Here is a 19,069-nt window from a genome sequence, read left to right on the forward strand (position 1 = left end):
TGCGTGCAGGGGGTGCGCCCCAATGAGCCATTGAACAGATCGCGCCGCCTACCTATCTTGTGCGGAAGCAGGAGACCTGCGCTGCCGCTTCCGGGGCCAAGTCTCTTGGCGAGAAAGGACTGATTCCATGAACGAATTCGCCCATGCCACCCATCCTGTCCTGCCTCTGCGGGACATCGTGGTATTCCCGCACATGATCGTGCCGCTGTTCGTGGGGCGCGAGAAATCCGTACGGGCACTTGAGGCTGTAATGGAGCAGGATCGCCCGATCCTGCTGGCTGCGCAAAAAGACGCGGCTGTCGACGAACCCGCCGCGGACGGCATCTTCCGCACCGGCGTGCTGGCCAATGTTCTGCAACTGCTGAAGCTGCCCGATGGGACCGTCAAGGTTCTGGTCGAAGGCCGTCAGCGTGTGCGCATTCTGGACTTCATCAGCAACGAGAATTTCTTCGAAGCAAGCTGCGAACCGCTTGCCGAGATCGAGGGCGATAACGAAACCCGCACCGCCCTGACCCGTGCCGTCGCCGAGGAATTCGAGCGCTATGTAAAAGTGCGCAAGAACATCCCCGAGGAAGTCGTCTCGGCCGTGGCCGAAGCGCGCGAGCCCTCGCGTCTGGCCGATCTGGTCAGCGGCCATCTCGGCATCGCGCTGGACAAGAAGCAGGATCTGCTTGAGACGCTGGACACCGCCGAGCGTCTGGAAAAGGTCTATGGCCTGATGCAGGGCGAAATGTCGGTCCTGCAGGTCGAGAAGAAGATCAAGTCCCGCGTGAAGACGCAGATGGAGAAGACCCAGCGCGAATACTACCTGAATGAGCAGATGAAGGCCATTCAGAAGGAGCTGGGCGATGGCGAGGATGGCTCGAACGAGCTGACCGAGCTTGAGGAAAAGATTGCCGCGACCAAGTTCAGCAAGGAGGCCCGTGAAAAGGCCGATGCCGAGCTGAAGAAGCTGAAGTCGATGTCGCCGATGTCGGCCGAAGCCACGGTCAGCCGCAACTATCTGGACTGGCTGCTGTCCCTGCCCTGGGGCGTGAAGTCGCGCACCCGCAAGGATCTGGGCAAGGCCGAGGCCGTGCTGGACGCCGATCACTATGGTCTGGAAAAGGTCAAGGAACGCATCGTCGAATATCTGGCGGTGCAGAACCGCTCGGCCAAGCTGAAGGGGCCGATCCTGTGCCTTGTCGGCCCTCCGGGTGTCGGCAAGACCAGCCTTGGCCGCTCGGTAGCGAAAGCCACGGGACGCGAATTCATCCGCATCAGCCTTGGCGGCGTGCGTGACGAATCCGAGATCCGCGGTCACCGCCGGACCTATATCGGCTCGATGCCGGGCAAGATCATCCAGGCGCTGAAAAAGGCCAAGACCACGAACCCGCTCATCCTGCTCGATGAGATCGACAAGATGGGGCAGGATTTCCGTGGTGACCCGGCCTCGGCCATGCTTGAGGTGCTTGATCCGGAACAGAACGCGACCTTCGTCGACCACTATCTTGAGGTGGAATACGATCTGTCGAACGTGATGTTCGTGACCACGGCCAACAGCTACAACATGCCGGGCCCCCTGCTCGACCGGATGGAGATCATCTCTCTCGCCGGCTACACCGAGGACGAGAAGCGCGAGATCGCGCGCCAGCACCTGCTGCCCAAGCAGATTACGGCGAACGGGCTGCGCAAGGGCGAGTTCTCGGTCTCGGATGAGGCGCTGACCCATGTGATCCGCTACTACACCCGCGAAGCGGGCGTGCGGTCGCTGGAACGCGAGATCGCGAAACTGGCCCGCAAGGCCGTGACCGAGATCCTTAAGGGCAAGGTCAAGTCCGTCGCCGTCGACCCCGACAAGGCCGAGGAATATCTGGGCGTGCGCCGTCACCGCTATGGTCTGGCCGAAAAGGACGATCAGGTCGGCGTAGTAACCGGTCTGGCCTGGACTCAGGTCGGTGGCGATCTGCTGCAGATCGAGGCGCTTAAGCTGCCCGGCAAGGGCCGGATGAAGACGACCGGGAAACTGGGCGAGGTGATGAAGGAGTCGATTGACGCGGCGGCGAGCTATGTGCGCTCGATCGCGCCCCAGATTGGGGTGAAGCCGCCGAAATTCGATGCCATCGACATCCACGTCCACGTGCCTGACGGGGCCACACCCAAGGATGGGCCTTCGGCGGGTCTCGCGATGGTCACCTCCATCGTCTCGGTGCTGACGCAGATCCCGGTCCGCAAGGACATCGCCATGACCGGCGAGGTTTCGTTGCGGGGCAATGCCATGGCGATTGGCGGGCTGAAAGAAAAGCTGCTGGCGGCGCTGCGGGGCGGGATCAAGACGGTACTGATCCCGGTCGACAACGAGAAGGACCTGGCCGAAATTCCGGTCAATGTGAAGGAAGGGCTGCGGATCATCCCTGTCAGCCATGTCCGCGAGGTTCTGGAATATGCGCTGCTGCGCAAGCCCGAGCCGGTGGAATGGGACGAAGCGGCCGAGGAAGCCGCCGAGGCCAGCAAGCTTGCCGCCGCGCGCGAGCAAGGCAGCGGCGGCACAGCGGTCGCCCACTAAAGGAAACCGAACCGCGCGAGGGCAACTTCGCGCGGTTTTTCAATCCGCATCCGCATAATCATCATGCAGGAGATGCCATGGCGAAAAATGGGCCAGGGGGGCAAGGAAAACGCAAGGGCCGGGCCGAAGCGGGCGACCGCCCCGATCCCGACAATGCGACCGTGCTGCAAAAACGCCAGTTGGTCGCCCTGATCGCGCAACGGGTCGGACGTCGCAACGCCGAGGTTCGCGAGATCGTCGAGGCGACGCTGGCCGAACTGGGTGAAGCCATCTCGGCAGGTCAGACGCTGGCGCTGCCGCCGCTAGGTCGCGCCCGGATCAGCAAGCAGAAGGACGTATCCGGCTCGGAGGTGATCGTGCTGCGGCTACGCCGACGCAAGTCTGGACCTGATGCAGACGCGGGTCACGACCACGATGAAAATGATTGATCGGTTGGACGATTTTCCGCCCAAAACCCCTTGCAGCCCCCGGTGACTGCGGCTATCTAGCCCGCACCGGGCGATTAGCTCAGCGGTAGAGCGCTTCGTTCACATCGAAGATGTCAGCGGTTCAAATCCGTTATCGCCCACCATAATTTCCCCAGCAATTCCAAGAAGACCCTTGTTTTGCTGGGGATATTTCGTCTTACCGTCGCAGTTTCTGTTACAAAGCGAGTCTGTGATGGCTGGGGCGCGACGATCCCTTTTTAACCGCGATGGACGATTTTTCGCCCGACTGGCGGTCCAGAAAGACCCTGGGCATCGTCGAAAAGACCAGCTACGTGCACCCCTCGCGCCGGATCGTAGAACCGCAATGAAGTTGTTACCCAGCGCGCTGTTGTCGCTACAATACCAGATCGCGCTGGCCGAGCGGTAGCTATCTCGGCGAACAACACGGTCACACCTGCCCGCTTTCCGCCGGAACCCAACCAGATTTCGGCCAGTAACGACTCGCAGCGCCTCACCTTTGACGGACAGATGCGTAACAGTCCGATGTAACCGGTTACCTCCAGCATCAGCATTGATGATCGCTAATTGCAGAGCAGCGGTTTACCGACGAGGACCTCCCCGAGATCATCGGGACCCGCATCAAGCGGTTGCGCTCAGCGAAAAACTTCGACGCCGCGCCCGCCTCCGATGAATGGCCATCATCGCCCGCGCCCTGCGCAGCATCCAGCTAGAGGCACTGACACGTGTGGGTGGTGCGAAATGAAGGTGAATATTCCGGCCACCCCGCGACACCGCTTTTAGTGAATGCCACGCCGACCGAGGATACACCCGAACCGGTAAATCTTGCAAAACTTTGAACTGATTATATCAAGGCGCGCTATAGCAGGCATTATGAAATATGGCGTAAATCGCATACGACCTGTAGTTGAAAGCCTACGCAAGTTTTTTCGAAATAATGATACCCGAAAGGTGACAAAAAAAGAAGCTTTTCAACAGGCGCGAACAGTTACTCACTTCGCCATTTTCCAAGACTGCTTGGCACATGTATTTGTCAGAGGTGCGGACACTCTTTTAGATGACGTCTGATAATGGGGAGACTACCGGAAAACGTCGACTCAACGATCAAGCAATCAAAGCCTAAGAAGCAGCGTGACCTTGAGGCCAGTTATACCGACGCCGAGGCGGTCAAGGCTTTGAATGTTTCACGGTCCCATGAAACGAAAGCTGACGAATATGGGCGCATCCGCGAAACCCCTAAATTCGTCCGTGCTCAACAGTAGACGCCTATTATTTGTGCACTCTCGGGTGCCCGCGTTTCCGAGATCACTCAGCTTCGGCAAGAGGACGCGCGGCAAGATGGCGACTGCGGGTTATCCGGATCATACCCGATGCTGACGACGAAGGTAGGGCATTACCGCGATGTCGCGCTCCATGCGTAGATTATCAAAAGAGTTTATCCCTTTGCGGAGTGCCAATTACCGGATCGTACATTCCATACCAGAAAACTCGTGAGGCATTCGGCCAAATCAGTGATAATATCTAAAAGTGTGAGAACTTTGCTTCAAGAAACAACTTCGCTCCGAATGGCATTTGCATAATTACGCATGGCAGCATCGCTTCAAAACGCAGGCACGCGATCTCGACGCAAATATTCGCACTGTCGATGAAATCCAAGGCCACGTCGGGCACACCACATCTGACGATTACGTTGACATTTCTTTCTTCGCCAAAATCCGCGCAATCGGCGCTTTACCTGACATAAATATTATAGGAAATTTAGAACAACATGAGAAATTACAACAATATTACCACATGCTGTATTATTACACGCAGCGATCTTTGCGAGAGTCGAGTTCATGAATATTATCCAGTGCCTTATTGATTCTTCGGGCAAAGTGCCACTGAATCAAAACATTTCGCACTGACCAGTCCCCGAGGCTTACAGCCTGTTTGGCCGCGTCCCGGTGCGGATCCGGCATCGCTGTCACCAGCGCCACCGCTATGCGTGTTCCTGCCGTCACTGCCGCTGTCGGGCTGATCGCAGAAGCCTGCGGAAACCCGCCCTTCACAACGCATGACCGCGACACCCGCAAGGCGCAAAAGGGCCATCCGAGCTATGAGATGATCCATCGCGAGGCGAGTCCCTGGACCCGCGTAGAATTACGTGAACTGCTGACCCGCGACGCGCTGCTGTGCGATCACGGGTTCGCGTAGGTGATGCGCAACGGCAAGGGCGAACAGCTCAAACGGCACCGGATGGAGCCGGGCGCGGTGTCCAAGGAAACCAACGATGACGGTGAACCGTCTTACCACATCTGATTGAAGGGCCGCGGAAATAGATTGCTGCCCAATACCGATGTGCTGCACATCAATACCTTGGACGGCATCAACCCCATCATTCACGCCAAGGAGGCCATCGGTCTTCCTCTGGCGCCGGAGCAGCACCTTGCCAAGGGTAACCACCGACCATCGGATTAGGTAACTCCACGATCCGAGGTTTTTTCGGTCATCCCATCGGCGGGACAAACGGGGCCACCGAAGCTGCCCAGCGTGACCTGGATCCATTACATTTTCGTGGATAGCACAACGAATCTGACGAAGATCGCTGAGGAGGGCCGGCTCCACCGCAAACGGCGGACGCTCGGCCTTGCCTGTCGTTGACGCCATAGCAAGGCCGGGTCTATTGCGCGATCAGCTGGGGATCTGGGCTGCCAGTTGATGCAGCAATGTATCCATCTGCCTGCAGAGCGCGTCCTCGGTGGTTTTTTGCTCGGTTGCGGCTTCGCTCAGGCTGCGCTCGACGCCCATGGCCGAGACCGTTCCGGATTTCCCCTTGGTTTCCGCCGCATCGCCCGCAGTGGTATCGCCAGGTGGGATCATCGCCAGAAGTTTCACCTGCGTCTCGACCGCTTTTCCGTCGATAAAGCCCTTGTCCTGGCAATAGGTCAGAACGCCCAGCTGGTTGCGCGCGCTTTCATAGGCCGCCGTCGTGTCAGGCACCGTGGGAGTGGTCGCCTGTGCGGTCGGTGCTCCCTCGGGCCCGCCCGTCGTCGGGGCGGTCGCCTGTGCCACGGCCACGCCGGCGGTCATGGCAGAAAGTGCCAGTGCGGGAAGGATGGCGGATCGTGCGATCATTCCAGATCTCCGTCTGTTGCATTCGGCCTAAACCTTGCACGACCATCCTTCTACCGCAATTCACGTAACGCTGGCTCACGCATAGATTGTGCGTGATCAGCGAAAAAGCACCAAGGATCCGGGCGACCAGCTGACTTTTGCGCGTGTTCCAACATCCTGCACCTCGCGGCCAAAGACATTGCGCATGGCGATGCGGATCGGGCGAGCCTTGCCGTCGAAACTGGCCGAGCCATCCAGCCGCACGTCGTAATAGGTCATGTCGCCGTAATAGACGACCTCGTCGATGACGCCTTCGGTCACCCGGCCCTGCACCGGCTGGCCAGCACCGACCAGCGACACGGCCTCGGGACGGAAACCGACCGATGGCCCCTCGTCGCCGGGGTCCTTGCTGCTGACGTTCTTGGCGGGGATTTCCACACGGCCCAGACCCGGAACCTCGACCTCGACCCCGTCCGGAGTGTCGCCCCGCACATGCGCGGGCAGGAAGTTCATCACCCCGATGAAATTCGCGACGCGGCGGCTGGTCGGGCGGGCATAAAGCGCCTCGGGGCCGTCAAGCTGGGCGATCTGACCTTCGAACATCACGGCGATGCGGTCGGACATGACCAGGGCTTCCTCCTGGTCATGGGTGACCAGAACAAAGGTGATGCCCACCTGCCGCTGCAGCTTGATCAGCTCGACCTGCATCTGTTCGCGCATCTTGCGGTCCAACGCGGAAAGCGGCTCATCCAACAGCAGGACCTTGGGCTTGAGGATCAGCGCGCGGGCCAGCGCGACCCGCTGCCGCTGACCGCCCGACAGCGCATGCGAGGCGCGCTTTCCGTAGCCCTTGAGGCCCACCATCTCCAACGCCTCCTCGACCGCGGCGGCCTTTTCGGCCTTGCTGCGCGGATCGCGGCGCAGGCCGAAGCCGACATTTTCGGCCACGGTCAGATGCGGAAAGATCGCGTAGGATTGGAAGACCATGTTGGTCGGGCGGGCATTGGCCTGCACCCCATCCATGTCCTGACCGTCGATCAGGATCACGCCGGACTGGATGTCCTCAAACCCGGCGATGGTGCGTAGAAGCGTGGTCTTGCCGCAGCCCGACGGCCCCAGAAGCGAGAAGAACTCACCCGCGCGGATGGTCAGGTCGATGCCGCGCAGCGCGTGGTAATCGCCGTAATGCTTCTGGATGCCCCGGCATTCGATCATCGGGCGCGCGGCGGCGGTGCGGGCGCGATGCGCGGCCGTGCTGCTTGCGGGAGTGGTCACAGGAAGCCTCCGGTATCCTTGGCGCCGGTCTTGGCAATGCCGCGACGGCGGAAATATTCGGCGATGGTCAGTAGGATGATCGACATGACCACCAGCACCGTCCCCAGTGCCATGATCGTCGGGATCTGCTTGGGAAAGCGCAGCTGGCTGAAGATATAGGTCGGTAGCGTCGGCTCATTCCCGGCAAGGAAGAAGGCGATGATGAATTCGTCCAGACTGATCGTGAAGCTCATCAGCAGCGAGGAAATGATCCCCGGCATGACCAGCGGCAGGATGACCAGCCGGAACGCGCTCCATTTCGTTTCGCCAAGGTCATAGGCCGCTTCCTCAAGCGAGCGGTCCAGCGAGTTGAAGGCCGTGGACAGGATCACCGTCGCATAGGGCATGCAGATCAGCGTGTGGCCAAGGATCACCGTCAGGATGTTCAGCTTGACGCCCAACGACAGCAGCACCACCAACAGCGAGATCGAGACGATGATCTCGGGCAGGACCAGCGGCAGCATGATCAGGCCCATGATCGGGCCCTTGGCCGGAAACTCGAACCGGGTCGAGGCGCGGGCCGCGAATATCCCAAGGCAGGTGGCAAAGATCGAGGCGCAGACCGCAATGGTCAGCGAGTTCCCCAGCGCCCGCCGCATTGAATCGTTGCCGACCATCTGGGCGAACCACTGGGTGGTGAAGCCCTTCAGGGGGAATGCGATCACCGTCCCCGAGTTGAAGGCAAAGATCGGCAGCAGCAGGATCGGTGCGTACAGGAACAGCAGGTAAAGGATCGCATAGGCGCGCAGCCCCCCGCCCTTCATTGCCGCACCTTCAGGAAGCGGCGGTTCAGCGCCACGAAGATCAGGCTGAAGACGGCGACGATCAGCATGGCGGTTACCGCCAGCGCCGAGCCGAGCGGCCGGTTGTCTAGGTCAAGCATCTGGGACTGGATCAGGTTGGCGATCATCGGGATCTTGCCGCCGCCGATCAGGGCCGGGGTGACATAGTCACCGATGGTCGGGATGAAGACGATCAGCGCGGCCGCAACCACGCCTGGCATGGCAAGGGGCAGCGTCACCCGCCAGAAGGTCATCGCCCGGCTTTCGCCCAGATCGCGCCCGGCCTCAAGCAGCGAGCGGTCGATCTTTTCCAGCGCGATGAAGATCGGCAGGATCGCGAAGGGCGCATAGGCATGGGCCAGCGTGATGACCATGGAGTTGACGTTGTACAGCAGAAAGCTCAGCGGCTGTTCGATGATGCCCAGCGTTTTTAGACCGGAATTGACCACGCCGTTATAGCCAAGGATCACCTTCCACAGGAACACCCGGATCAGGTAGCTGGTCCAGAACGGGATGGTGATCAGAAACAGCCACATCGATTTCCGCGACGGCGAGACCACGAAGCTGAGAAAATAGGCGACCGGAAAGGCCAGAACGACCGTCACAAGGGTCACCAGCGCCGCCACGCCCAATGAGCGCAGCATGATCGTGCGAACGATCGGGTCGGTCCAGACGGCGCGGTAATTCTCCAGCGTGAATTCGCGGACCACCGTCAGATAGCCATCCTTCAGGAAGGAGTAGGCCAGAATGGTCAGAAGCGGCGCAGCCATGACCAGCAAGGCATAGGCCAGAGGGGGTGAGATCAGGGTCAGGCCCTGAACGGATTGTGATCGGTTACCTGAAGCCATCCCTGCCCTGTTCGTTCGAGCTGTGCCTTTTTCTTACGCTAGTTTTCATAAGAAACTGTCAAGTGGAACCATTTTCTTCCCCGACCACGACCGACTTTCAGCCTGCCTGAAACTTCACCACCACTTCGCGACGATGCGGCGCGCGGCGGTGCTCGACAAGGTAGATGCCCTGCCATGTCCCCAGCACCATCCGACCCCGCTCAACCGGGATCTGCAGACAGGTCGGCAGGACCGCAGCCTTCAGATGTGCGGGCATGTCGTCGGGGCCTTCCGCGCGGTGGGTGATCCACCCCATTGATGGATGATCAGCGGATGGCGCGATCCGTTCAAGCCAGCCCAGCAGGTCGCGCTGCACGTCCGGATCGGCATTTTCCTGAATCAGCAGCGAGCACGAGGTATGGCGCAGGAACAGCGTGACGACCCCGTCGCCAAGTCCCGAGATGACCGCTGCAACCTCGCGGGTGATGTCGTGGCAGACCGGGCCGTGGGTCTGGACCGTCAGGCGGGTCAGGGTCATTCGGCGGCCTCCTCAGGGGCAGCAAGCGTCGCGCCGTCATGATCCACCCCCAACCGCTTTTGCGTACGCGCGCCCAATTCGCGCAGCAACTCGGCCTGCCGGATGACATTGCCCGAGCCGCGGCTAAGCCGGTCCATCGCCGTGGCATGGCTTTTCTGCGCCCGGTCCAGCGCTGCGCCCACATCCTCGACCGCCGAAACGAAGCCATGCAACTTGTCGTAAAGCTGCCCCGCACGGGCAGCGATCTGGGCGGCATTCGATTCCCGCCGCTCGACGGTCCAAATGTGATCGACGGTGCGCAGGGTCAGCATCAGCGTCGTCGGCGTGGCCAGCCCCACCCGGTTTTCCATCGCATGTCGGGCCAGATCGGGATCGACGCGCAGCGCCTCGGAAAAGGCACCCTCGACCGGGATGAACATCAGCACGTAATCGACCGAGCCCTGATCCAGCGCCTGATAGCCCTTGGCCGAAAGCTGCGCGACATGCCCCCGAACCGAGGCGACATGGCGGCGCAGCGCAGCGTCGCGGGTCGGGCCGTCCTCGGCATTCACCGCTTCCTCATAAGCGTTCAGGGACACCTTGCTGTCGATGACCAGCAACTTCCTTTGCGGCATCTTGACGATGACATCGGGCCGCCACATCCGGCCTTCGTCGTCGCGATGGCTGGTCTGGGTCAGGTAATGCGTGCCCGCGATCAGGCCGGAATCCTCAAGGATGCGCTCAAGGATCATCTCGCCCCATGCGCCGCGTTTCTGGCTGTCGCCCTTCAGCGCGCGGGTCAGCGCCACCGCCTCATGCGAGATCTGCTCGGAGCGTTTATGCAGATATTCGATCTGCTCCTTCAGGCGGGCACGCTCCTCATCCGTGGCCTTGTTGCGGGCCTGAAGCTCGGTCTGGAAGCGGTCGACCTGTTCACGGAAGGGCGTCAACAGCGCGCTAAGCTGATCACCGTGGGTCTTTTGCATCTCGGTCCCCTGCTGACGCAGGGATTCATTCGCCATCAGGCGGAACTGGCCGGTCATTTCCTCGCGCAACTCGCGCAGGGTCAGGATCTCGCGTTCGCTCGCCTCGCGGTCCTTTTCGGCGGCCAGCCGGGTTTCGGCCAATTCGCGCTGCATCATCGCCAAGGCGCCGCGTTCAAGATGCAGCGCGTCGGTCAGCCCGTCGCGTTCCTCAAGCAACTCATCCAACCGCTGGGCAAGGGACTGGGCACGGGTCTCAAACCGGCTGGCAGCCAGCAGTTGATCGCGCAGCGCATGTTGCTCGGCCTCAAGGCGGGTGCGCAATTCGGCCTCGGCGGCGCGGTGAGCGGCTGCGGTCTGCTCGCCCGCCAGTCGCGCCCGGCGCAGCGACAGGCCAAGCGTCAGGGCCAGCGCAGACACGCCCAGCAAAAGCGCCTGAAGATGCCCGCTATCCCCCAGCCAGCTTTGGATATTTTCCGGCACTGCTTGCCCTCGTCCGGGCCGGTCATTGCCGGCCATGCTTGTTATTCACGGCAAGTGTTCACCCTTTGCCCCGTAAAATCAAGCAGTTCGGGTTGTGCAGCCATCTATCAGCGGCAAGCATGGCTGAATGACGAAGGCCGGGCGTTAACCCGGCCTTGCTCAGATCGATTTCGTCGGCAGCGCGTTCAGCATGAAATCGCGCAATCCTCGGGCGAAATCCTGTAAATCGCTGACCTTCACCCCGCGCTCGGCAACCCAGTCGAACAGCGTCCCGGCATGGGATGTGCCGAACCCCATGCGCCAGCCGTCAAACAGCCGCTCGGGTTGGCCGCCCTGCCACAGGAACTCGACATTGCGGTGACGCGGGTCGCGCAGGATCATGTCGCGGACAAGGGCCAAGGGTTCAGCCGGCCCCTCAAGCCATTGATAAAACCGGCCATCTTCCAGATGAAGATAGCCGGTCAGATCCAGATCCAGATTCCGCGCCCTTGCCTCGTTCAGGATATCCGTACACTGCCCCGATTTTGCGGTCAGTTCAGTGCGGCTGCGATAGAGAAAGAACGCGGTCTCCAAATTATTGGTCCAGGAAGGACCGCAGCTTGCGCGAACGCGACGGGTGCTTGAGCTTGCGCAGCGCCTTGGCTTCGATCTGGCGGATGCGTTCGCGGGTCACGCTGAACTGCTGGCCGACTTCCTCCAGCGTGTGGTCGGTATTCATGCCGATGCCGAAACGCATCCGCAGAACCCGTTCCTCGCGCGGGGTGAGGCTGGCCAGAACGCGGGTCGTGGTTTCCTTCAGGTTCTCCTGAATGGCGGAATCCAGCGGCAGGACCGCGTTCTTGTCCTCGATGAAATCGCCAAGCTGGCTGTCTTCCTCGTCCCCGATCGGGGTTTCGAGGCTGATCGGTTCCTTGGCGATTTTCATCACCTTGCGAACCTTCTCCAGCGGCATCTGCAGCTTTTCGGCCAATTCTTCCGGGGTCGGCTCGCGGCCGATCTCGTGCAGCATCTGGCGGCCGGTGCGGACCAGCTTGTTGATCGTCTCGATCATGTGGACCGGGATACGGATCGTGCGGGCCTGATCCGCGATCGAGCGCGTGATCGCCTGACGGATCCACCAGGTCGCATAGGTCGAGAACTTGTAGCCGCGGCGATACTCGAACTTGTCCACGGCCTTCATCAGGCCAATGTTGCCTTCCTGAATAAGATCAAGGAATTGCAGGCCACGGTTCGTGTATTTTTTAGCAATCGAGATGACCAGACGCAGGTTCGCCTCGACCATTTCCTTCTTGGCCTGACGGGCCTCTTTCTCGCCGCGCTGAACCTGGTTCACGATGCGGCGGAATTCTTCGATATCCACGCCGACGTGCTGGCCGACCATGGCCATGTCGCCGCGCAGGTTTTCGACCTGAACGCGCGCTTTCTCGAACAGGCTCTGCCAGCCGCGACCCTTGTTGGCCATCATCCGGTCAACCCAGGTCGGGTCCAGTTCCGAACCGCGATAGGCGTCGATGAATTCGCGACGGTTGATGCGGGCGGCGTCCGCCAGCTTCACCATGCCGGAATCGATGGTCACGATGCGGCGGTTGATACCATAGATCTGGTCGACCAGCGCTTCGATCCGGTTGTTGTGCAGGTGAAGCTCATTCACCAGACCAACGATGCGCGAACGCAGGACCTGATAGGCGATCTCGTCCGTGGCCGAGAAGGTCCCGTCCTCGTTCAGCGTGGCGGACATGCGGTTGTCCTGCATGTGGGCCAGCTCTTCGTAGCCCTGCGCGATCGCTTCCAGCGTCTCAAGGACCTTCGGCTTCAGCGAGGCTTCCATGGCCGAGAGCGACAGGTTCTGCCCGTCCTCGTCCTCTTCCTCCTCGTCGGCGCGGCGCATCGGGTTGCCGTCGGCATCGTATTCGGGTTCGTCGCGCGAGGCGGTTGGGTTGGCGCGCGGCGCCTCGGTGTCGACGACCACGTCGACGACCTCATCGCCCTCGCCCTCTTCGTCCAGCGAGCGGCCGAAGGTGGTTTCCAGGTCGATCACGTCGCGCAGCAGGATTTCTTCTTCAAGAAGCTCCTGCCGCCACATGGTGATGGCCTTGAAGGTCAGCGGGCTTTCGCACAGCCCGGCGATCATGGTGTTGCGACCGGCCTCGATGCGCTTGGCGATGGCGATCTCGCCCTCGCGTGAGAGCAGCTCGACCGAGCCCATCTCGCGCAGATACATGCGCACCGGATCGTCGGTGCGGTCCAGCTTCTCGGTCTCGGTGGTGGCGACCGCCACCTCGCGAGAGCCGGTGCCCGTCGTCGCCAGTTCGCCCGCCGATTCGCCTTCGTCCGCTTCTTCGTCATTCTCGACGACGCGGATGTCCATTTCGGACAGCATCGACATCACATCTTCGATCTGGTCGGAGCTGACCTGTTCGGGCGGCAGGACGGAGTTGAGCTGGTCGTAGGTGATGTAGCCGCGTTCACGCCCTTCGGCGATCATGCGCTTCACCGCAGCCTGACTCATGTCCAGCGAATGATCGTCGTCCTTGGTCTCGGGCTTCTGGTCGTCGTCGTTGGCTGCCATGCTGGCTCCCTTAAGCGGTGATTCGCGAATCAGCGAATCGGGATCGGCGTATCGGCCGTTTCTAACCAAGTTCGCGGGCGAGTTCAAAGCCCGTGCCCCGGCGAAGGGCCAAGTGATTCGGCGCTGCCGATTCGGACGGCGGCGCGGGTCATTGATGCGGCATCCGCCGCGAGGGTCAAACGCACGGCCAGCGCCGCGCGGTCTGCTTTTGCGCGGCACGTGCCGCACGGTCGATCACTTGCGCGGCTTGCGCCAGATCTCGTTTTCAAGCGCCGCCTTAAGCCCCGCCGAAAGCGCGGCGCGATCCTCGCCCAGATCCGACAAGTCGGCAAGCGAGGGGTGGTCGGCCTGCTGACGGGCACGGGCGGATTGCGCGACGCGCCATGTCAGCCCCTCATCGGCAAGCCCCTCGATTTCGGTCTCGGCGCGGGCGATCTCTTCGCGCACGGCACGGCGCGCCTCGATCCGGTCCAGCGCATTGGCAAGGATTCCGGCCGCCGAATCGTCATCACTTGGACGCAGGATGGCCGGAGCGGTCCTGACATGGGGCTCGGCCATGATGCTTTCAAGGGCACGCTGCCCAGCCTGCGACTGGCTGCCGGCCAGCAGGTCATGGATCAGCGCGGCGCGCTCGCCATCCTCGGGCTCCAGCCGCTCCAGCCGGGTCTCGACCGGGGCGATCAGTGCCGGATGGGTGGCGCAGATGGCCAGGATCATCGCCTCGATCATCTGTTCCGCCGTGCGCCCATCGGCATCGGGCGAGGACAGCGAGGACGCTCGTGTCGAGGCGACCGGGGCCACCGGAACGATCGGACCGCGCATGCCCTTGGGCTGCCAGACCGGACGCGGGGCGCGGTCCTGCTGGGGCTGACGACGGGGATTGAACAACTCCCATTTCATCTGCTTCAGCGCGGCGAAGTAATGGTCGCGAGTGTCCTTGTCGGGGATCTTGGCAATTGCGTCGCCAAGCGCCTTGTCCAGCGCCGCCTTGCGTTCGGGGCTGTCAAACACGCGACCATCGGTCTCGCGCCGCCACAACAGGTCGACCAGCGGGCGGGCCTCGTCCAGCACGCCGGTCATGGCTGCCGCCCCCTTCTGGCGGATCAGGTCGTCAGGGTCCTGCCCCGTCGGCAGGAAGGCAAAGCGCAACGCCTGACCCGGCGCGGTCATCGGCAACGCCAGATCGATCAGCCGCACCGCAGCCCGCACACCTGCAGTATCGCCATCCAGCGCAATCACCGGCTCGGGCGAGATGCGCCACATCAGCCGCAACTGATCCTCGGTGATCGCGGTGCCAAGCGGGGCCACCGCGCCTTCGAAGCCCGCCCGGACCAGCGCGATCACGTCCATATAGCCCTCGGCCACAATCAGCGGTTTGCCCTTGGCCACCGCCGCCCGCGCCGGGCCGACATTGTAAAGGTTGCGTCCCTTGTCAAACAGCGCGGTTTCCGGGCTGTTCAGATATTTCGCCCGCGCATTCGGGTCCAGCGAGCGCCCACCAAAGGCGATGCAGCGCCCACGCCCGTCGCGGATCGGGAACATGATCCGGCCTCGGAACCGATCGAAGGGCGCGCCGCCGTCATCGGGCTTGGCGCAAAGCCCGGCCTCGATGATCAACGCATCCGAGATCCCCTTTGAGCGCAGCGCGTTGAACAGGCCCTGCCGCTGGTCGGGGGCATAGCCGATGCCGAACTGCTCGCAGGCGGCCCCGTCCAGCCCGCGTCGTCCCAGATAGGCCCTCGCCTGTTCGGCCAGCCCAGTGCCCAGCTGCATGCGGAACCAGCGCACCGCCTGTTCCATCACCTCGACCAGTTCCGTGCGGCGGTCGGCGCGCTGGACCTGACGCGGGTCGCGTTCGGGCATGGGCAACCCGGCCTCCGAGGCCAGCAGTTCGACCGCTTCGATGAAGCCCAAGCCTTCGGCCTCGCGCAGGAAGGTCAGCGCGTCGCCTTTGGCGTGGCAACCAAAGCAGTAATAGAACCCCTTCTGGTCATCGACATGGAAGGACGCGGTCTTTTCGCCGTGGAAGGGACAGGGGCACCACCAGTCGCCCTTGGCCTGATTCGAGCGACGCAAATCCCAGACCACCTTGCGCCCGATCACGCGAGACAAGGGGACGCGGGCACGGATTTCATCAAGGAATTGGGGCGGAAGACTCATGCCTTCTTATATCCGATCGGCTGGGGTGGTTGGAAAGGGAAATCAGGCGCCGACAGCGCCGCGGACCAGTTCCCAATAGATCGCGACGACATGGTCCTGATCCAGACGGCCATCCTCGCGGTACCAGTTGGTGACGCCGGTCAGCATCGAGATCAGCGCCATCGTGGTCAGACGCCGGTCGGGAATGCGCATGGCGCCCTCGGCCTCGCCCGCAGTCAGGATGCATTCCAACGCGTCCTCGTAACGGCGGCGCAGGGCGGCGATCTCGCGCCGGTTGTCCGGGGTCAGGCTGCGCAATTCCATATAGGACAGAAACACCGCCTCGGGGCGCTCAAGGCTGGTCTGGATGTGAAAGCGCAGGAACGCCTGCAAGCGCGACAGGGCGGGCAGCGTGGGATCGTCCTGCCACGCGGCCAGCAGTTCCTCCATATGGCTGCGCAGCAGATCGGCCAGAAGCGCCTGTTTTTCTGGGGTATAGGCGTAAAGCGCACCGACCTGCACGCCGACCTCGGCCGCGATCTGGCGCATCGACACCGCGCCGTAGCCATGGCGCGCGAACAGGCTCATCGCCGCCTCGCGAACGAGCGGGCCGGTGATTTCAGCTTTCGAACCTTGTGTGCGGGCCATGCCGTCTTCTAGGCCGGGGGCGCGCACAGGGAAAGAGCGCATCTTGTGTCGGGCGATGCGCCGCGCCTATGGTGTGACCCATTCGGACGGGGAAGAGAATGACGGCAAATCGGATCGGATGGGCGCTGGCCTTGCTGGCGCTGGCAGGCTGCGATGACCGCATCGGGGATTACCCGGATCTGCTGCCGACCGACCAGATCCTGGCCGAGCCCAATGTGCCCGCCCATGCCGCCGATGCCGCGACCGATCCGACTGCGGCGACAGATGCGCTGAAAAGCCGCGCGGCACGCATCTCAGGCACGGCCCCTGCCCCGGTTGCCGCCGACCCCGCACTGTCCCGCCGCGCCGATGCGCTGCGCGCGCGGGCGGCCGAACTTGCCAACACCCCGCTGGACGCCTGCCCCGAAGGGGCCGCGCCCTGCGCTGATCCCGATACGCCACCTGCCAGCGACCAGAAGGAGTAAGGCCAATGCCCGTCATCACCTGTATCGACGATCTCAAGGCGATCTATCGTCGACGGGTGCCGAAGATGTTCTACGACTATGCCGAAAGCGGCAGCTATACCGAGAGCACCTTCCGCGAGAACACCACCGACTTCGCCCGCATCAAGCTGCGCCAGAAGGTGGCCGTGGACATGTCGGGCCGCACCACCGAAAGCACGATGATCGGCCAAAAGGTCGCCATGCCGGTGGGGCTAGCCCCGGTCGGTCTGACCGGGATGCAGTCGGCAGATGGCGAGATCAAGGCGGCGCAGGCGGCCAAGAAATTCGGCGTCCCCTTCACCCTGTCGACCATGTCGATCTGCTCGATCGAGGACGTGGCCGAGGCCACGCAGGCGCCTTTCTGGTTCCAGCTTTACGTCATGCGCGATCAGGAGTTTCTGGAAAACATCATTGAGCGCGCCAAGCGGGCGAATTGCTCGGCGCTTGTGCTGACGCTGGATCTGCAGATCCTTGGCCAGCGCCACAAGGACCTGAAGAACGGGCTGTCCGCGCCGCCGAAAATGACTCTGCCGGTGATGATGGATCTGGCGACGAAATGGCGCTGGGGTCTTGAGATGCTGCAGACCAAGCGCCGGCATTTCGGCAATATCGTTGGTCACGCCAAAGGCGTCGGCGACACCTCGTCGCTGATGAGCTGGACCGCCGAGCAGTTCGATCCGCAGCTGGACTGGGACAAGATCGCCCGCATCCGCGACCTGTGGGGCGGCAAGCTGATCCTGAAGGGCATAAACGATCCCGACGATGCCCGAATTGCCGCCGATTTCGGTGCCGACGCCATTGTCGTCAGCAACCATGGCGGTCGTCAGCTTGACGGCGCGGCCAGTTCCATCCGCATGCTGCCCGAGATCGTTCAGGCGGTCGGCGACCAGATCGAGGTGCATCTGGACAGCGGCATCCGCTCGGGTCAGGACGTGCTGAAAGCCTTGGCCATGGGCGCGCATGCGACCTATATCGGGCGCGCCTTCATCTATGGCCTTGGCGCGATGGGCGAAGCGGGCGTGACCAAGGCGCTGGAGGTGATCCGCAAAGAGCTGGACATCTCGATGGCGCTATGCGGCGAACGCGACGTGAAGAATGTCGGTCGCCACAACGTCATGGTCCCCAAGGACTTCCTTGAACCCTACCTGTAAGGCTCAAGCGACCGGGCGCCATTGTCGCGCCCGGTTGCCGACCGCCCTTTGGGACCGAATATCCCCAGCCTTCCCAGCGCCAAAGCCATAAGCGTCGGGAATCCGACCGCAAACAGCATCATCCCACCCAAGCCTGTAATGCCAAGCTTGCGCGCCAGTATGATCATCAGCACATGCATGAAATAGATCATCGCCGAAATCGGATCGATCCGGATCGGCGGCTTGGGCATTTCGGTCATCAAAGCCAGCAGGAACATCGACGGCGCTGCGATGTAGCTGCCGATCGGAATGTCCAGCATCACATCAAGGCCCCAGCGCGCCTGAACCAGCCAGGCCTCGACCATCAGCGCCCCCATCCCAAGCAAGGTCAGCCCCAAAGCCATGCGGCGCGACGGCAGGCCGGTCATCCCCTTCCATGCGATATGCCGGGCAAGCAGATAGCCGATGGTGACGAAGGGAAAACAGATGAACAGACCGTTCTGGAACTTGCGCTGTCCCAGAACCCCACCGCCCGACAGGTGGATGTATTGCATTGCCAATCCGACAATCGCGCAAAGACCCGCAGCCGCAATAAGGGCTGGAATCTCAAGCCGATGCGAAAAGACGTGCACAACACGTCGAATGGATAGCAGCAGAAACCCGGCAAACAGGATGCCAGCCAGAAACCACAGATGGTAAAAGCCAAGAATCAACGTCTTGACCAACGAGACCGCACCATGCACGTCGCCGATCCAGAAGGGCAGATAGACCAGCTTCCAGAACGCATATAGCGCCAGAACCCGCATCAGCCAGCGCACCCCGTCGCCCCGGACTGCCGCTCTGTACAGGAAGTAACCCGCCATGATGCAGAATAGCGGCACCATCATCCGCATCAGACCATTGCCGACCATGAACCACATAGGTGTTACATGGGCTTGCATCCAATACGTATGTGCAAAGGCGACCAGAACGGCCATAAGCAGCTTCAGGTAGTCGAGCGAATGGATTCGGGACAAAATAACAACCTCAACCCTATGCGGCTGAGTGTGGGACCGTCACCATTCTAGGGCAACTATCTTTCTGGCCATGCAACCGGGGCGGCCGAAAA

The 19,069-nt window shown here is 61.9% G+C and carries 17 protein-coding genes and 1 tRNA gene; 7 read left to right on the forward strand and 11 right to left on the reverse strand.

Features of this window, described 5'->3' with window-relative positions:
• The first annotated feature begins 127 nt into the window (after nt 1-127).
• The 5 genes from lon to IB235_RS00470 all read left to right on the forward strand — a co-directional run bounded on the left by lon (nt 128) and on the right by IB235_RS00470 (nt 5,451).
• Nucleotides 128-2,545, forward strand: coding sequence for an endopeptidase La (lon, locus tag IB235_RS00450; protein ID WP_192334659.1), 2,418 nt, complete (start codon nt 128-130; stop codon nt 2,543-2,545).
• Nucleotides 2,546-2,622: 77 nt separating this feature from the next.
• Complete coding sequence (locus tag IB235_RS00455; protein WP_192334661.1) at nt 2,623-2,973, forward strand: HU family DNA-binding protein; 351 nt, start codon at nt 2,623-2,625, stop codon at nt 2,971-2,973.
• Between the two features lie 68 nt (nt 2,974-3,041).
• A tRNA-Val gene (locus IB235_RS00460) sits at nt 3,042-3,116 on the forward strand.
• Nucleotides 3,117-4,974: 1,858 nt separating this feature from the next.
• Complete coding sequence (locus IB235_RS00465; protein ID WP_192334663.1) at nt 4,975-5,187, forward strand: hypothetical protein; 213 nt, start codon at nt 4,975-4,977, stop codon at nt 5,185-5,187.
• Between the two features lie 126 nt (nt 5,188-5,313).
• Nucleotides 5,314-5,451, forward strand: a complete 138-nt coding sequence (locus tag IB235_RS00470) for a hypothetical protein (RefSeq protein ID WP_192334666.1) — start codon at nt 5,314-5,316, stop codon at nt 5,449-5,451.
• A gap of 213 nt (nt 5,452-5,664) precedes the next feature.
• Here the strand turns inward: IB235_RS00470 and IB235_RS00475 are convergent, their stop codons facing one another.
• The 10 genes from IB235_RS00475 to IB235_RS00520 all read right to left on the reverse strand — a co-directional run bounded on the left by IB235_RS00475 (nt 5,665) and on the right by IB235_RS00520 (nt 16,349).
• On the reverse strand, nt 5,665-6,108 hold the full coding sequence (locus IB235_RS00475; RefSeq protein ID WP_192334668.1) for a pore-forming ESAT-6 family protein: 444 nt from the start codon (nt 6,106-6,108) through the stop codon (nt 5,665-5,667).
• A gap of 96 nt (nt 6,109-6,204) precedes the next feature.
• Entirely contained in the window at nt 6,205-7,302 is a 1,098-nt protein-coding gene (locus IB235_RS00480; RefSeq protein WP_192335891.1) for an ABC transporter ATP-binding protein, read from the reverse strand.
• 56 nt (nt 7,303-7,358) lie between these two features.
• Nucleotides 7,359-8,165, reverse strand: coding sequence for an ABC transporter permease (locus IB235_RS00485; protein WP_155037656.1), 807 nt, complete (start codon nt 8,163-8,165; stop codon nt 7,359-7,361).
• Nucleotides 8,162-9,031, reverse strand: coding sequence for an ABC transporter permease (locus IB235_RS00490; RefSeq protein ID WP_155037657.1), 870 nt, complete (start codon nt 9,029-9,031; stop codon nt 8,162-8,164). Before IB235_RS00490 ends, IB235_RS00485 begins: the two co-directional genes overlap by 4 nt.
• A 97-nt stretch (nt 9,032-9,128) precedes the next feature.
• The gene (locus tag IB235_RS00495) at nt 9,129-9,548 is read right to left on the reverse strand and encodes a secondary thiamine-phosphate synthase enzyme YjbQ (RefSeq protein ID WP_192334671.1); all 420 of its coding nucleotides are present in this window, start codon (nt 9,546-9,548) and stop codon (nt 9,129-9,131) included.
• Nucleotides 9,545-10,993 (reverse strand): DNA recombination protein RmuC, encoded by a 1,449-nt coding sequence (rmuC, locus tag IB235_RS00500; protein ID WP_370576793.1) that lies wholly within the window; start codon nt 10,991-10,993, stop codon nt 9,545-9,547. The genes IB235_RS00495 and rmuC overlap by 4 nt, the downstream gene beginning before the upstream one ends.
• Before the next feature lie 159 nt (nt 10,994-11,152).
• A complete protein-coding gene (locus IB235_RS00505; RefSeq protein ID WP_192334677.1) occupies nt 11,153-11,566 on the reverse strand; it encodes a BLUF domain-containing protein in 414 nt (137 codons plus the stop codon).
• 1 nt (nt 11,567) lies between these two features.
• Nucleotides 11,568-13,562, reverse strand: a complete 1,995-nt coding sequence (gene rpoD / locus IB235_RS00510) for an RNA polymerase sigma factor RpoD (protein ID WP_155037661.1) — start codon at nt 13,560-13,562, stop codon at nt 11,568-11,570.
• A gap of 234 nt (nt 13,563-13,796) precedes the next feature.
• Nucleotides 13,797-15,722 (reverse strand): DNA primase, encoded by a 1,926-nt coding sequence (dnaG, locus tag IB235_RS00515; RefSeq protein ID WP_192334680.1) that lies wholly within the window; start codon nt 15,720-15,722, stop codon nt 13,797-13,799.
• Nucleotides 15,723-15,764: 42 nt separating this feature from the next.
• Nucleotides 15,765-16,349, reverse strand: a complete 585-nt coding sequence (locus IB235_RS00520; protein ID WP_155037663.1) for a TetR/AcrR family transcriptional regulator — start codon at nt 16,347-16,349, stop codon at nt 15,765-15,767.
• Between the two features lie 98 nt (nt 16,350-16,447).
• Between IB235_RS00520 and IB235_RS00525 the strand changes: the two genes are divergently transcribed.
• Nucleotides 16,448-16,813, forward strand: a complete 366-nt coding sequence (locus tag IB235_RS00525) for a hypothetical protein (RefSeq protein ID WP_155037664.1) — start codon at nt 16,448-16,450, stop codon at nt 16,811-16,813.
• 5 nt (nt 16,814-16,818) lie between these two features.
• Complete coding sequence (locus IB235_RS00530) at nt 16,819-17,982, forward strand: alpha-hydroxy acid oxidase (RefSeq protein WP_192334683.1); 1,164 nt, start codon at nt 16,819-16,821, stop codon at nt 17,980-17,982.
• On the opposite strand, the gene IB235_RS00535 is transcribed toward IB235_RS00530, so the two are convergent.
• Nucleotides 17,973-18,977 (reverse strand): acyltransferase family protein, encoded by a 1,005-nt coding sequence (locus IB235_RS00535; RefSeq protein ID WP_192334686.1) that lies wholly within the window; start codon nt 18,975-18,977, stop codon nt 17,973-17,975. The two genes, IB235_RS00530 and IB235_RS00535, sit on opposite strands and share 10 nt — an antisense overlap.
• Nucleotides 18,978-19,069 lie beyond the last annotated feature (92 nt).

This window comes from Paracoccus sp. PAR01 (assembly GCF_014851995.1).
Taxonomy (GTDB): Bacteria; Pseudomonadota; Alphaproteobacteria; order Rhodobacterales; family Rhodobacteraceae; genus Paracoccus; species Paracoccus litorisediminis.